Genomic DNA, 13,584 nt, shown 5'->3' on the forward strand with positions numbered 1-13,584 from the left:
GGTCCTCATGCGTTATCGGTGGCTTGTTGCAGCGCGGCCTGCTCTGCGCGGCGTGAGGCAATTTTCACAAACGGCAGATAGATAATCACCGCGGTCACGATGCAGATAAACTGGGTGATCACCGCCCCCATGGAGCCCGCGGTTGACAGCCAGGCGTTGATCAGCGGCGGCGTGGTCCAGGGCACCATCACCACGGCTTTCCCGGCAAATCCGGTCACGGTGGCAAAGTAGCCAATCGAGCCCGTCACCAGCGGCGTGATGATGAACGGGATAGCCAGGATCGGGTTGAGCATGATTGGCATCCCGAAGATCACCGGCTCGTTGATATTAAAAATACCCGGGCCGATGGAGAGCTTAGCGATCTCCTTCATCTCTTTACGTTTGGTGGCAATCATGACGGCGATCAGCAGGCCGATGGTCAGGCCGGAGCCGCCGATGCTCATATAGACGTCCCAGAACGGCATGGTGATGATGTTTGGCACCTCTTTGCCCTGCTCGAACGCGCTCATGTTAACGGTGATTGCCCCCAGCAACAGCGGCTCGCGGATCGGCTTGATCATCTGGTTGCCGTGAATACCAATCACCCAGAACAGCTGGGCGACAAACATCAGCAGCAGGATCCCCGGCAGGCTTTGCACCACGCGCTCCAGCGGCTGTTGCACCACCTGGTAAACCGCGTCGTAGAGATACATGCCGGTAATCTGATGAAACACGAAGCCAAAGGTGGCGATGGCGGTGGTGGTGATAATGGCCGGGATCAGCGCAGAGAACGACGCAGCGACGTTCGGCGGCACCGTGTCCGGCATCCTGATTTTCAGCCCCCTGCGGTTTTCCAGCCAGCAGTAAATCTCCACTGACAGGATGGCGATAAACATGCCGAGGAACAGGCTGCGGGTATCAGAGAACTGGCGCAGCAGCACGTCTTTCACCACGTGCATCTCGCCGTCCACCAGCATTTCCACCGTGGTTGGCGTCACGCAGATAAAGCAGATCACCGCCAGCAGGCCGGGGAACAGGGACTTAATGCCGTTAATACGCCCCAGCTCAATGCCGATTAAAAACACCGCACCGATGTTGAGAAAGTTAAGCGTGGCATAGTTGAGCGCGCTGGTGATCGGCTTTAACGCCGCAAGAAACGACAGCGACTGAAAGCTCGCCAGGCCGTTTTTCGGATCCAGCACCATATTGGAGATCAGTACCGAGAACGCCCCCACAATGATGACCGGCATTAAGGTAATAAACGCAGACTTGATCGCCTGGATATAGCGATAGCTGTTGAAGGTGGTGGCAAAACTGCCCAGAGCGTCGATCAGTTTTTCCTGAAATGCCATAGGGTAATACCTCAGTAAAAGGGCTTTTATTGAATAAGATGGACAGCCGGATACTATTGGTATGCCAAAAATAGCGCCCACAGGCGCTTTGTTCTGTGATTAAGCTCTCAATGAGGTAAGAGGTATTCCAGATTGCGATTTATCACCATTTTGGCATGCCAATGACAGGCATTTATCCCGCTGGCGAGGATCGTTACCGAAAAGCGTGATCGTTATGGGGTTTTGCCCTTCCCACGTCGCTTATGCGCCGGATGGTCTGTGTTAAACTGCAAACCATTACGTGGAAACAGGAATTTCGAATGGCAACAATGCTGGATGTCTCACTGCGTGCGGGCGTGTCGAAGGCCACCGTTTCGCGCGTGCTGAACGGCACAGGTCAGGTTAAAGAGAGCACGCGTCAGCAGGTATTTCGCGCGATGGAGGAGCTGGGCTATCGTCCGAACTTTCTCGCGCGTTCGCTGGCTAACCAGACCAGCAACAGCATTGGTCTTGTCGTCTCGACGTTCGACGGTTTTTACTTTGGTCGTTTGCTACAGCAGGCGTCACGGCAGACCGAAAAGCACGGAAAACAGCTGATTGTCACCGACGGTCACGACGCCCCTGAACAGGAAGAACAGGCGGTGCAGATGCTCGCCGACCGCAAGTGCGACGCCATCGTGCTGTACACGCGATACATGAGCGAAAAGACGATCCTGAAGCTGATCAACAGCGTGCAGACGCCGCTGGTGATCATTAACCGTGAAGTGAGCCAGGCGGCGGATCGCTGCGTCTTCTTTGAACAGCAGGACGCGGCCTTCAAAGCGGTGGATTACCTGATAAGCCAGGGTCATCGGGAGATCGCCTGTATCACCGTCCCGATCCACACCCCAACGGGTAAAGCGCGGCTGATGGGCTACCGTAAGGCGCTGGAGAAGCACGGTATTCGTCTCGACGAGCGGCGGATTAAATACGGCGATGCAGGCATGACGCGGGGTTACGAGCTGTGCAAGGAGCTGATTGCGGAAAAGACATCGTTCAGCGCCCTGTTTGCCTGTAATGATGATATGGCCCTGGGCGCCTCCAAAGCATTACACCAGGCCGGGCTGAAGATCCCGCAGGATATTTCGCTGTTTGGTTTTGACGATGCCCCCAGCGCAAAGTGGCTGGAGCCTGCCCTGTCGTCGGTATATTTGCCGATCGACAACATGATCGTCACGGCAATCGACCAGGCGATCCGGCTGACAAAAAACCAGCCGGTTGAAGCGATCCCGCCGTTCACCGGCACGCTGGTGTTACGCGATTCGGTGACAACAGGGCCGTGGTTTAATCAGACCAGCTCTAACGCCAGCAGCTCCTGAATGGTCTGGCGACGGCGAATCAGCCGCGCCACGCCGTTATCAAACAATACTTCCGGCAGCAGCGGGCGGCTATTGTAGTTGGAAGACATAGACGCCCCGTACGCACCGGTATCATGCAGCACCAGATAATCTCCCGGTTTTACCTCTGGCAGCGAACGGGTTTCGACTTTCCCGCCTTCCTGCTGAGTAAAGACGTCACCGGATTCACACAGCGGGCCGGCAACAACGGTCTCGATGCGCGGGGCGTTGACCAGATCGCGGCCATCGGCGGCAAGCGCGGTAATGTGATGATAGCTGCCGTACATGGACGGGCGCATCAGGTCGTTGAAGCCAGCATCAATCAGCACAAAGTGACGGCTTCCCATCTCCTTCACGCTCCGCACCTGCGCCACCAGCACGCCAGCTTCGGCGACCAGGAAACGACCCGGCTCAATCTCCAGCTTCACCGCATGGCCCAGATGGGCAGCGATCCTGTCACGCGCGGCGCTCCACAGGCCGTAATAGTGATCCGTGTCGATCGCCTCTTCTCCTTCGCGGTAAGGGATCGAAAGCCCTCCCCCGGCGGAGATCGCCTCCAGATCCTGACCAAAATCGATAACCTGACGCACCATTGCGCCACAGACCTGCTCAAGATGGCCATAATCCACGCCGGACCCGATATGCATGTGAATGCCCACCAGCTTGAGGTTGTAGCGTTGTAAAACCTCCAGCGCCGCAGGCATATCGGCATACCAGATCCCGTGTTTACTGTTTTCGCCCCCGGTGTTGGTTTTCTGACTGTGGCCGTGACCAAAGCCCGGGTTGACGCGCAGCCAGACGCGATGGCCAGGAGAGACCTGCCCAAGCTGTTCCAGCATATCCACCGAACCAGCATTGACCGGGATTTGCAGCTCGTGCACGCGCGCCAGCGTGGCGTCGTCTATCAGGTCAGCGGTGAAGACGATCGCGTCGCTGTCGGCTTTCGGATCAAACCCGGCCGCCAGCGCACGTTCGATCTCACCCAGCGATACGGAGTCAACCTTCACGCCCTGCTCGCGCATCAGGCGCAGAATATGAATATTGGAGCAGGCCTTCTGCGCAAAACGCACCACGTCAAACTGATGCAGCGCGGCGATCTTCTCGCGGACAATCTGCGCATCGTAGACCCACACCGGACAGCCGAATTCGGCAGGCAGGCGCAGCAGGTTATCGGCGTTTAAATCGGTTTCGGTCTGGTTGAGCGGGCGTGGCATGGTCGTCTCCGGAAATCTGTTTTTTATCATTACGCCATAGCCTGAAGAGAATAAAAAATATCGTTTTATCGTGAGTCTATGCAAAAATGATATGGAACACGCTCAGCCATCAGGTGCCCTATGCCCGCCGTTAACCTACGCCATATCGAGATTTTTCATGCGGTGATGACCACCGGCAATCTCACTGAAGCCGCGCACATGCTGCACACCTCGCAGCCGACGGTCAGCCGCGAGCTGGCGCGTTTTGAGAAAGTGCTGGGGCTGAAGCTGTTTGAACGCACCCGCGGCAGGCTGCATCCAACGGTGCAGGGTTTACGTCTGTTTGAGGAGGTTCAGCGCTCCTGGTACGGGCTGGACAGGATCGTGAGCTCGGCAGAGAGCCTGAGGGAGTTCCGCCAGGGCGAACTGTCCATCGTCTGCCTGCCGGTCTTTTCCCAGTCATTCCTGCCGGTACTGTTACAGCCGTTTCTGGCCCGCTATCCGGAGGTCAGCCTGACCATCGTGCCGCAGGAGTCGCCGCTGCTGGAGGAGTGGCTTTCGGCCCAGCGCCACGATCTGGGTCTGACTGAAACCCTCGTCACGCCAGCGGGAACGGAACGCACGGAGCTGCTGTCGCTGGATGAGGTCTGCGTGCTGCCTGCCAGCCACCCGCTTGCCCACAAAACCGTGCTGACACCGGCGGATTTTCACGGTGAGAACTATATCAGCCTGTCGCAGACCGACAGCTACCGGCAGCTTCTGGATGGCCTGTTTGCCGAACATCAGGTGAAGCGGCGGATGGTGATGGAAACGCACAGTGCGGCGTCAATTTGCGCGATGGTGCGCGCGGGCGTGGGTATTTCGGTGGTGAACCCGCTCACGGCCATGGACTACGCCAGCAGCGGCGTGGTTCTGCGCCGTTTTAGCGTTTCCGTTCCCTTTACCGTAAGCCTGATCCGCCCGCTGCACCGGCCCGCCTCAGCGCTGGTTGATGCCTTTAGTGAACATCTGATTGCGCACGCGCGTCAGGTGGCGCTTCGCTTACCTGACCTGCAAAAACCTTTATGACAGCATAAACTCCACCGCATCCGCGGCATGGATGGCGGCGGTATCGAAGACCGATATCGGGCTTCGGTCTGCCGGCACCAGCAGACCGATTTCGGTACAGCCGAAGATGACCCCTTCCGCTCCCTGCTGCGCCAGTTTCTCTATCACGCTGACGTACCAGGCGCGCGAAGCTTCGCTGAAGGTGCCCAGACACAGCTCATCAAAAATAATCTGGTTAATGCGCGCCCGGTCAGCCTCCTCCGGGATCAGGCTTTCAATCCCGAACTGGCTGCTCAGCCGCCCGCGGTAAAAATCCTGTTCCATGGTGTAGCGCGTCCCCAGCAGCGCCACGCGCGTCATGCCGGCGGTACGTATGGCACGCCCGGTGGCATCCGCGATATGTAAGAACGGCAGCGAACAGCGGTCTTCAATGTGCGACGCCACCTTATGCATGGTGTTGGTACACAGCAGAATACCCTGCGCGCCCGCACGCTCCAGCCCGAGCGCGGCGTCCGCCAGTATCTGCCCCGCTTTGTCCCACTCCCCGCTCGACTGGCAGGCTTCTATTTCATGGAAATCCACACTGTGCAGCAGCAGGCTGGCCGAATGCAGACCGCCCATACGCTGTTTAACGCCTTCATTAATCAGGCGGTAGTACGGGATCGTTGATTCCCAGCTCATGCCCCCTAACAGACCGATCGTTTTCATCTTTCCTCCTGTGCGTTTCACCCAGTGAAGCAAACTTGTGATCGCCTTTCCAGTTATTTGGCTAAACGTTTCCTTTTCTCGGCGGGTGAGATAAGTTAATTGAAACAATGTTTCATTACATAACAGGGCGAAAATATGTTTATTTTCCATAAAGAGACCACGCTTGAGGATCTGGGCAACGGCGTGACGCGTCGTATTCTGGCGCACGACGGCAGGATGATGGCGGTGGAAGTGAATTTCGAGGAAGGCGCGATTGGCCCGATGCATAACCACCCGCATGAGCAACTCACCTACGTTCTCTCGGGGGAATTTGAGTTCACCATTGGCGAGGAGAAGCATGTGGTGACCGCGGGCGACACCCTCTATAAAGCGCCGCACGTGATGCACGGCTGCGTTTGCCTGAAACCCGGCACCCTGCTGGATACCTTTACGCCGGTACGCGAAGATTTCCTGAAATAAAAAAAGGCGCTCAGTTGAGCGCCTTTTTTGATGTTATTCCGTTACCGGCTCAGGAAGTTGTTCCGGCAGCGGGTTGCGGGTGCTCATAGCCTCGCGCAGCAGCACGCTGCCACAGGCGAACAGTCCACCCAGAATACACGCCAGCAGCACGATGAGGGCTTTGCCCGGGCCATCTTTTTTCACCGGCATAGAAGGTGAAAGCTGGTATTTGAACGGCTCCAGGCTCACATCTTCGAAGGAGAGTTTTTGCAGCTGTGCCAGATAGTATTCGCGGTTCTGGAAATCGGCGTTCAGCTCAGAAACGTCCTTGAGATTTTTTTCAATCTGCAATTTCTGCGCAATCCCGTCCGCACCGAGGGCGACGGAATAATCCGGATCGTCTTTCACCGCCTGTCCATTGCTGTAAACCGGCTTTTTGATCCCAGCCGCGTTCGCCACTTCCAGCGAGTAGTTCAGGCGTTGCAGGTTGGTATTGTGGATATTGGTCAGACGGACCCGATCCAACTCCAGCTGCTGCTGTACCGTTTTGGTTCTCAGGATCAGCTGATCGCGAATGTTTTGCATGGTCTCCTGCTCGACGATGCGGGAGATGTACTGAATGTAACCATTCAACACTTTCTGCGCATCCTCTGCCGTTGGGGCTGTGAAGCTTAACGTCCAGGAGAGGTATGGGGCTTTATCGGCATTTTTTTCCTGCGTGTTATCAACAGCCTTCATCTTTTCGGCAATATTGACCACCGCGCGGTGCAGCTCCAGCGGGTCAACCTCAGCGCCATCGAGCTGAGCCATCACGTAAGGTGAGCTCTTCATGTACTCTTCAAGCAGAGACTGGGACTGAAACTTTTTGATAAACAGATTAAACACATCCGCACGGGTAATTTTCACGTCGACATCAAGCACCTGGAGCGCCACCATCATCTGGCGCAGCGAACTCCACTGCGTCTGTTCCGCGGGCGTAATGACCGCTTTACTGGTCCATTTTTGCGGTATCAGAAAGGCGATTGCCAGGCCGACCAGTGCAAATGCAAAGACAATGGTGATGATGCGTTTTTTTGCTGCCAGCAGGACGTCCAGCAGACCCAGAAGATCTATTTCTTTAGCGCTGACCGCCGGGGGAGCATAGTGAGGAAAATTGAGATCCGTATGTTTTTTGAAATCCATCGCTGACATAACTGTTCTTCTTTTAAGGATGCAGTGAAATTCTGCCTGACTGGTTCCGGTGTAACAAATCATACAAGAATGTAAGAATTATCTGAATGACGAATTGGTACATCTGTAGACCTGCTATCAGATCTGGTAGTTAGCCACGCTGCGTGACTATTGTTATTCCTGCTCCCCTTTTGCTTCATTATCTCTTCCTCATGGGCCGCGGCGAACGTCCGTGGAAAGTCAAAAATGCCACCTTCCTCACTATATTGAAACAGCGTTTCGACGCTGATCACATTTCCACCATTAAGCGAATGACGCAGAAATAAATCGCAATAATATAAAATAAAACGATGTTTTAGTATCCAAGAACACCGGTTCAGCTCTTTTGAAACCCGAAGCGCTTACACCACGACGAAAGACAAAAAAGCGTTGAAAAACAAACGTAGGTTTTGCCGTTGCCAGACGTTGCACCCTGAATTTCAGCTCCCATGCCGCGCATCGCAGGCCTGGGAAAATGTAACAAAGCAGATTTCGTATTAAACCATTGATTGCCAGGTAGGTATGTATGAATGAAAACAAGCTGCTGGGGCTCGCATGGATATCACCCTATATCATCGGGCTGATACTCTTTACGGCATTCCCCTTCGTCTCATCGTTTTTCCTCAGCTTTACGGATTACGATTTGATGAGTCCGCCGGTGTTTAACGGCATCGAAAACTATCGCTACATGTTTACCGAAGACACGCTCTTCTGGAAATCCATGGGCGTGACCTTTGCCTATGTATTTTTAACCATCCCGCTAAAGCTCGCCTTTGCATTAGGAATTGCCTTTGTCCTGAACTTTAAATTACGCGGCATCGGCTTTTTCCGAACGGCCTACTATATTCCGTCGATCCTCGGCAGCTCCGTCGCCATTGCCGTATTGTGGCGCGCCTTATTTGCCATCGATGGCCTGCTGAACAGCTTTATCGGCGTTTTTGGCTTTGATCCGGTGAACTGGCTGGGCGAGCCGTCGCTGGCGCTGATGTCCGTTACCCTGCTGCGCGTCTGGCAGTTCGGTTCCGCGATGGTCATCTTCCTGGCCGCGCTGCAAAACGTACCGCAGTCCCAGTATGAAGCGGCAATGATCGATGGCGCATCGAAATGGCAGATGTTCATGAAGGTGACCGTGCCACTGATTACGCCGGTGATCTTCTTCAACTTCATCATGCAGACCACGCAGGCGTTCCAGGAATTTACCGGGCCGTACGTGATTACCGGCGGCGGGCCAACCTATTCGACCTATCTGTTCTCGCTCTACATCTACGACACCGCCTTTAAGTATTTCGATATGGGCTATGGCGCGGCGCTGGCGTGGATCCTGTTCCTGGTGGTGGCCGTCTTCGCCGGTATCGCCTTTAAGTCGTCGAAATACTGGGTGTTCTACTCCGCCGATAAAGGAGGCAAAAATGGCTGATATTCAACAACTCTCCACGGCAAGAAGCGTCGCCGAACGCGAAGTGGCCCGCACGCTGCGCAGAGAGAAAATCAACGCCTCCGTTCGCTATGTGATTCTGCTGGTTGTCGGCCTGCTGATGCTTTACCCGCTGGTGTGGATGTTCTCCGCGTCGTTCAAACCGAACCACGAGATCTTCACCACATTGAGCCTGTGGCCTGCCCACGCCACCTGGGATGGTTTCGTAAACGGCTGGAAAACCGGCACCGAGTACAACTTCGGCCATTACATGCTGAACACCTTTAAGTATGTGATCCCGAAAGTGATCCTGACCATTATCTCCTCCACCATCGTGGCGTACGGCTTTGCCCGCTTCGAGATCCCGTGGAAGAAGTTCTGGTTCGCCACGCTCATCACCACCATGCTGCTGCCCAGCACCGTGCTGCTGATCCCGCAGTACCTGATGTTCCGTGAAATGGGCATGCTCAACAGCTATATGCCGCTGTACCTGCCGCTGGCCTTCGCCACTCAGGGGTTCTTCGTCTTCATGCTGATCCAGTTCCTGCGCGGCGTCCCGCGTGACATGGAAGAGGCGGCGCAGATTGACGGCTGTAACTCCATTCAGGTGCTGTGGTACGTGGTAGTGCCGATCCTGAAACCGGCCATTATCTCCGTCGCCCTGTTCCAGTTCATGTGGTCCATGAACGACTTTATCGGGCCGCTGATTTACGTCTACAGCGTGGATAAATACCCCATCGCACTGGCGCTGAAAATGTCCATCGATGTCACCGAAGGCGCGCCGTGGAACGAAATTCTGGCAATGGCGAGCATCTCCATTCTGCCATCCATCATTGTCTTCTTCCTGGCACAGCGCTACTTCGTACAGGGCGTCACCAGCAGCGGAATTAAAGGTTAAGAGGGAAATACCATGGCTGAAGTTATTTTCAACAAGCTGGAAAAGGTCTACTCCAACGGCTTTAAAGCGGTACACGCTATCGATCTTAAAATTGCTGAAGGGGAATTCATGGTGATCGTCGGCCCATCTGGCTGCGCCAAATCCACGACCCTGCGCATGCTGGCGGGGCTCGAAACCATCAGCGGCGGCGAGGTGCGCATTGGCGACAAGATCGTGAACAACCTCGCGCCGAAAGAGCGCGGTATTGCAATGGTGTTCCAGAACTATGCCCTCTATCCGCACATGACGGTGCGCGAGAATCTGGCCTTTGGTCTCAAGCTGAGCAAACTGCCGAAAGATCAGATTGAGTCTCAGGTGAATGAAGCTGCCAAAATTCTTGAACTGGAAGAGCTGCTCGACCGCCTGCCGCGCCAGCTTTCCGGCGGCCAGGCGCAGCGCGTGGCGGTAGGCCGTGCGATTGTGAAAAAACCGGATGTGTTCCTGTTCGATGAGCCGCTTTCAAACCTCGACGCCAAACTGCGCGCTTCGATGCGTATTCGTATTTCCGACCTGCATAAGCAACTGAAGAAGTCAGGAAAACCGGCGACCACCGTTTACGTGACACACGACCAGACCGAAGCGATGACCATGGGCGACCGCATCTGCGTGATGAAGCTCGGCCATATCATGCAGGTGGATACGCCGGACAACCTCTACCACAGGCCGAGGAACATGTTCGTGGCGGGCTTTATCGGCGCGCCGGAGATGAATATACGCAAAAGCGTGCTGGTCGAAAAAGCGGGCCAGCTGCACATCGCCATTGGCGATGAAACCATGCCGCTGAACGCGGAGAAGCAGGAGAAAGTCGCGGCCTACGCGGGTCAGGAGATTTACTACGGCGTGCGTCCGGAATTTGTGTCGCTCTCTGATGAGCCCTTCCCGAACGGCGGCTGTAGCGGGGAGATGGTGCGCGTTGAGAACATGGGCCACGAATTCTTTGTGTACCTGAAGGTCGCGGACTACGAACTGACCGCCCGAATCCCGTCCGATGAAGCTAAACCAATGATTGATAAGGGGCTTCATCGTAAGGTGTATTTCACGTTTGAGATGAACAAGTGTCATATTTTTGACGCAAAAACTGAACAGAACCTCTCTCTCTGATGGAGTGATAAAAATGAAAAAAGTGCTTTTAAGCGCAGCAATCTCCGCGACCCTGGGTCTTACCGCTTTGCCATCGATGGCGCAGAATGTGGATTTACGGATGTCCTGGTGGGGCGGCAACGGCCGTCACCAGGTCACCCTGAAAGCGCTGGAAGAGTTCCATAAGCAGAACCCGGACATCAACGTGAAAGCGGAATACACCGGCTGGGATGGTCACCTCTCCCGTCTGACCACCCAGATTGCGGGCGGCACCGAGCCGGACGTAATGCAGACGAACTGGAACTGGCTGCCGATCTTCTCGAAAACCGGTGACGGCTTCTACGATCTGAACAAGATGAAGGACGTGATTGACCTGTCGCAGTTCGATCCCAAAGAGCTGCAAACCACCACCGTGGACGGCAAGCTGAACGGCATTCCGATCTCGGTGACGGCGCGCGTGTTCTACTTCAATGACGAAACCTGGAAAAAAGCGGGTATTGCGTACCCGAAAACCTGGGACGAGCTGATGGCGGCCGGTAAAACCTTCGAGAGCAAGCTCGGCAAGCAATACTATCCGGTGATCCTGGAGCATCAGGATACGCTGGCGCTGCTGAATTCGTACATGATCCAGAAGTACAACATTCCTGCGGTGGATGAGAAAACCAAAAAGTTCAGCTACACAAAGGAACAGTGGGTAGAGTTTTTCCAGACCTACAAAAAGCTGATCGACAGCCACGTCATGCCAGACACCAAATACTATGCCTCGTTCGGTAAGAGCAACATGTATGAAATGAAGCCGTGGATCCAGGGTGAATGGGGCGGCACCTACATGTGGAACTCCACCATCAACAAATATTCCGACAACCTGAAGCCACCGGCGAAACTGGAGCTGGGCAACTACCCAATGCTGCCGGGCGCCACCGACGCAGGTCTGTTCTTCAAACCGGCGCAGATGCTGTCGATTGGTAAGACGACCAAAAACCCAGAGGCGGCAGCGAAGCTGATTAACTTCCTGCTCAACAGCAAAGAAGGGGTCGATACGCTGGGTCTTGAGCGCGGCGTGCCGCTGAGCAAAGTGGCGGTGCAGTATCTGACCGAAGACGGCACCATTAAAGAGGACGATCCTTCCGTGGCGGGCCTGCGCCTGGCGCAGTCGCTGCCGGCGAAACTCACCGTCTCGCCATACTTTGACGACCCACAGATTGTGGCGCAGTTCGGTACCTCTTTGCAGTATATCGACTACGGGCAGAAAACCGTGGAAGAGACGGCCGCTGACTTCCAGCGTCAGGCGGAGCGTATTTTGAGACGTGCGATGCGGTAAAAACAAAGCCGGGTGGCGCTTCGCTTACCCGGCCTACACGGTATCGTAGGCCCGGTAAGCGAAGCGCCACCGGGCAATGACATTACACGCCGATATTACGTAGTTTCTCCCCTTTCATCAGCTTGCGTTCAATATGCTCCAGGGTCACGCCTTTGGTTTCCGGGATCAGCCAGAATGTCACGCCGATAAACGTCACGTTCAGCACCGTATAGAGCCAGAAGGTGCCTGCCGCGCCAATCGCATCCAGCAGCGTCAGGAAGGTCGCGCCAATGATCATATTCGACACCCAGTTGGTGGTGGTGGAACAGGTGATACCAAAGTCGCGGCATTTCAGCGGCTGAATTTCAGAGCACAGGATCCACACCACCGGTGCGGCGCTCATCGCGTAACCGGCGATGCACATCATGGTCATGCCAACGGAGAGCCAGGAGAGGCCGCTTGACGCCGTGCCGTTATCGAACTGCATCAGGCAGTAACCAAGGATCAAGGTGCCGAGCGCCATTACGCTAAAGCCAATTTTCAGGGCCGGTTTACGTCCGGCCTTATCGACGGTGAACACCGCGATAAAGGTGGCGAACATAAAGGTCAGCCCCACCACCAGCGTGGCGATCATCTGTTGTTCGGTGGTGGTAAAACCAGCCATTTTAAAGATGCGTGGGGCATAATACATGATGATGTTCATCCCCGTGAACTGCTGCATCGCCTGTAACAGCATGCCGAGGAACACCGCGCGGCGCACGTTGCGGTTTGCCTTAAACAGGGACCAGCCGCCCTGCTTCAGCTTCAGGCTTTCGCGGATTTCGTTCAGCTCTTCACGCGCTTTTTCAGACGTGTCGCGCAGCATGCGCAGCACCTCTTCCGCCTCCACGTGACGCCCTTTTTGCGCCAGCCAGCGCGGGCTGTTCGGCAGGAAAATGACTAACACAATCAGCAGCACCGCAGGCAGCGCCAGCACACCAAGCATTGCCCGCCAGTTGCCGCTGTAGCTGAAGTACGTATCCGACAGGAACGCCAGCACGATACCGAGCGTCACCATCAGCTGGTACATGCTGATCATCTTCCCGCGCACGTTTTCGCTCGCCATTTCGGAGAGGTAAAGCGGCGCGGTGTAGGACGCGATACCCACCGCCACGCCCAGCAGCACGCGAGAAAGCAGCAGCACTTCAACGTTGGTGGCAAACGCTGAACCAAGAGAGCCAGCAACAAACAGGATCGCCCCGACCATCAGGCTGTATTTGCGCCCGAGACGGAACGACAGCCAGCCGTTAAACAGTGCGCCGATGGCCGCACCCAGCATCATGCTGCTCACCACCCACTCTTGCAGGCGGTTGCTTAACGTAAAGTGGTCGGTAATAAAGGGCAGTGCGCCCGCGATAACGCCGATATCCAGACCAAACAGTAAACCGGCTACGGCGGCCGCAACAGAAACAAACTGGTTCATGCGTCGGGTATCGCGCAGCGCAGCGGGCATAAGGGTAGAGTCATTTACAGATGTCATTGTTTCCTGCCTCAACAGCGAAATTCGTTAAGTGAAATTACGAGATACCGGAA

At 55.4% G+C, this 13,584-nt stretch carries 12 protein-coding genes; 7 read left to right on the plus strand and 5 right to left on the minus strand.

The genetic code is table 11. From position 1 onward, the window contains the following. Positions 1–5: 5 nt before the first annotated feature. Positions 6–1,331 (minus strand): PTS sugar transporter subunit IIC, encoded by a 1,326-nt coding sequence (locus DD606_RS01875; protein ID WP_048210598.1) that lies wholly within the window; start codon positions 1,329–1,331, stop codon positions 6–8. Positions 1,332–1,630: 299 nt separating this feature from the next. On the opposite strand from DD606_RS01875, the gene DD606_RS01880 reads away from it, so the two are divergent. After that, entirely contained in the window at positions 1,631–2,668 is a 1,038-nt protein-coding gene (locus tag DD606_RS01880; RefSeq protein WP_058659880.1) for a LacI family DNA-binding transcriptional regulator, read from the plus strand. On the opposite strand, the gene lysA is transcribed toward DD606_RS01880, so the two are convergent. Then, on the minus strand, positions 2,638–3,900 hold the full coding sequence (gene lysA / locus DD606_RS01885) for a diaminopimelate decarboxylase (RefSeq protein ID WP_003862815.1): 1,263 nt from the start codon (positions 3,898–3,900) through the stop codon (positions 2,638–2,640). The genes DD606_RS01880 and lysA overlap by 31 nt on opposite strands. Positions 3,901–4,020: 120 nt before the next feature. Between lysA and DD606_RS01890 the strand changes: the two genes are divergently transcribed. Continuing rightward, entirely contained in the window at positions 4,021–4,947 is a 927-nt protein-coding gene (locus tag DD606_RS01890; RefSeq protein WP_129258109.1) for a LysR family transcriptional regulator, read from the plus strand. On the opposite strand, the gene DD606_RS01895 is transcribed toward DD606_RS01890, so the two are convergent. Next, on the minus strand, positions 4,942–5,634 hold the full coding sequence (locus DD606_RS01895) for an aspartate/glutamate racemase (RefSeq protein ID WP_129258111.1): 693 nt from the start codon (positions 5,632–5,634) through the stop codon (positions 4,942–4,944). The genes DD606_RS01890 and DD606_RS01895 overlap by 6 nt on opposite strands. A gap of 135 nt (positions 5,635–5,769) precedes the next feature. Between DD606_RS01895 and DD606_RS01900 the strand changes: the two genes are divergently transcribed. After that, positions 5,770–6,093 carry a cupin domain-containing protein gene (locus DD606_RS01900; RefSeq protein WP_003862821.1) on the plus strand — a complete coding sequence of 108 codons (324 nt, stop codon included), beginning with the start codon at positions 5,770–5,772 and terminating at the stop codon, positions 6,091–6,093. Between the two features lie 33 nt (positions 6,094–6,126). Here DD606_RS01900 and wzz(fepE) read toward each other — a convergent pair whose 3' ends face one another. Continuing rightward, positions 6,127–7,263 (minus strand): LPS O-antigen length regulator Wzz(fepE), encoded by a 1,137-nt coding sequence (gene wzz(fepE), locus DD606_RS01905; RefSeq protein WP_023314779.1) that lies wholly within the window; start codon positions 7,261–7,263, stop codon positions 6,127–6,129. A 544-nt stretch (positions 7,264–7,807) separates the two neighbouring features. Here wzz(fepE) and DD606_RS01910 point away from each other — a divergent pair. Genes DD606_RS01910 through DD606_RS01925 form a run of 4 tightly spaced genes read left to right on the plus strand, consistent with a single transcriptional unit; the run spans position 7,808 to position 12,033 of the window. Further along, positions 7,808–8,698: a carbohydrate ABC transporter permease gene (locus DD606_RS01910; protein WP_003862825.1), complete on the plus strand. Its 891-nt coding sequence runs from the start codon at positions 7,808–7,810 to the stop codon at positions 8,696–8,698. Further along, positions 8,691–9,593, plus strand: a complete 903-nt coding sequence (locus DD606_RS01915) for a carbohydrate ABC transporter permease (protein WP_003862827.1) — start codon at positions 8,691–8,693, stop codon at positions 9,591–9,593. The genes DD606_RS01910 and DD606_RS01915 overlap by 8 nt, the downstream gene beginning before the upstream one ends. 12 nt (positions 9,594–9,605) lie before the next feature. Beyond that, a complete protein-coding gene (locus DD606_RS01920; RefSeq protein ID WP_003862829.1) occupies positions 9,606–10,733 on the plus strand; it encodes an ABC transporter ATP-binding protein in 1,128 nt (375 codons plus the stop codon). Positions 10,734–10,746: 13 nt separating this feature from the next. Beyond that, positions 10,747–12,033, plus strand: coding sequence for an ABC transporter substrate-binding protein (locus tag DD606_RS01925; RefSeq protein ID WP_003862832.1), 1,287 nt, complete (start codon positions 10,747–10,749; stop codon positions 12,031–12,033). Between the two features lie 82 nt (positions 12,034–12,115). On the opposite strand, the gene DD606_RS01930 is transcribed toward DD606_RS01925, so the two are convergent. Then, positions 12,116–13,531 carry a sugar porter family MFS transporter gene (locus DD606_RS01930; RefSeq protein ID WP_023314780.1) on the minus strand — a complete coding sequence of 472 codons (1,416 nt, stop codon included), beginning with the start codon at positions 13,529–13,531 and terminating at the stop codon, positions 12,116–12,118. Between the last annotated feature and the right edge of the window lie 53 nt (positions 13,532–13,584).

Source organism: Enterobacter cloacae complex sp. GF14B, assembly GCF_004136805.1.
Taxonomy (GTDB): Bacteria; Pseudomonadota; Gammaproteobacteria; order Enterobacterales; family Enterobacteriaceae; genus Enterobacter; species Enterobacter hormaechei_C.

What these genes read in the sequence shown, in the direction of transcription:
- DD606_RS01875 (WP_048210598.1), bottom strand. Translation starts at nt 1,331, where the DNA reads ATGGCATTTCAGGAAAAACTGATCGACGCTCTGGGCAGTTTTGCCACC.
- DD606_RS01880 (WP_058659880.1), top strand. Translation starts at nt 1,631, where the DNA reads ATGGCAACAATGCTGGATGTCTCACTGCGTGCGGGCGTGTCGAAGGCC.
- lysA (WP_003862815.1), bottom strand. Translation starts at nt 3,900, where the DNA reads ATGCCACGCCCGCTCAACCAGACCGAAACCGATTTAAACGCCGATAAC.
- DD606_RS01890 (WP_129258109.1), top strand. Translation starts at nt 4,021, where the DNA reads ATGCCCGCCGTTAACCTACGCCATATCGAGATTTTTCATGCGGTGATG.
- DD606_RS01895 (WP_129258111.1), bottom strand. Translation starts at nt 5,634, where the DNA reads ATGAAAACGATCGGTCTGTTAGGGGGCATGAGCTGGGAATCAACGATC.
- DD606_RS01900 (WP_003862821.1), top strand. Translation starts at nt 5,770, where the DNA reads ATGTTTATTTTCCATAAAGAGACCACGCTTGAGGATCTGGGCAACGGC.
- DD606_RS01910 (WP_003862825.1), top strand. Translation starts at nt 7,808, where the DNA reads ATGAATGAAAACAAGCTGCTGGGGCTCGCATGGATATCACCCTATATC.
- DD606_RS01915 (WP_003862827.1), top strand. Translation starts at nt 8,691, where the DNA reads ATGGCTGATATTCAACAACTCTCCACGGCAAGAAGCGTCGCCGAACGC.
- DD606_RS01920 (WP_003862829.1), top strand. Translation starts at nt 9,606, where the DNA reads ATGGCTGAAGTTATTTTCAACAAGCTGGAAAAGGTCTACTCCAACGGC.
- DD606_RS01925 (WP_003862832.1), top strand. Translation starts at nt 10,747, where the DNA reads ATGAAAAAAGTGCTTTTAAGCGCAGCAATCTCCGCGACCCTGGGTCTT.
- DD606_RS01930 (WP_023314780.1), bottom strand. Translation starts at nt 13,531, where the DNA reads ATGACATCTGTAAATGACTCTACCCTTATGCCCGCTGCGCTGCGCGAT.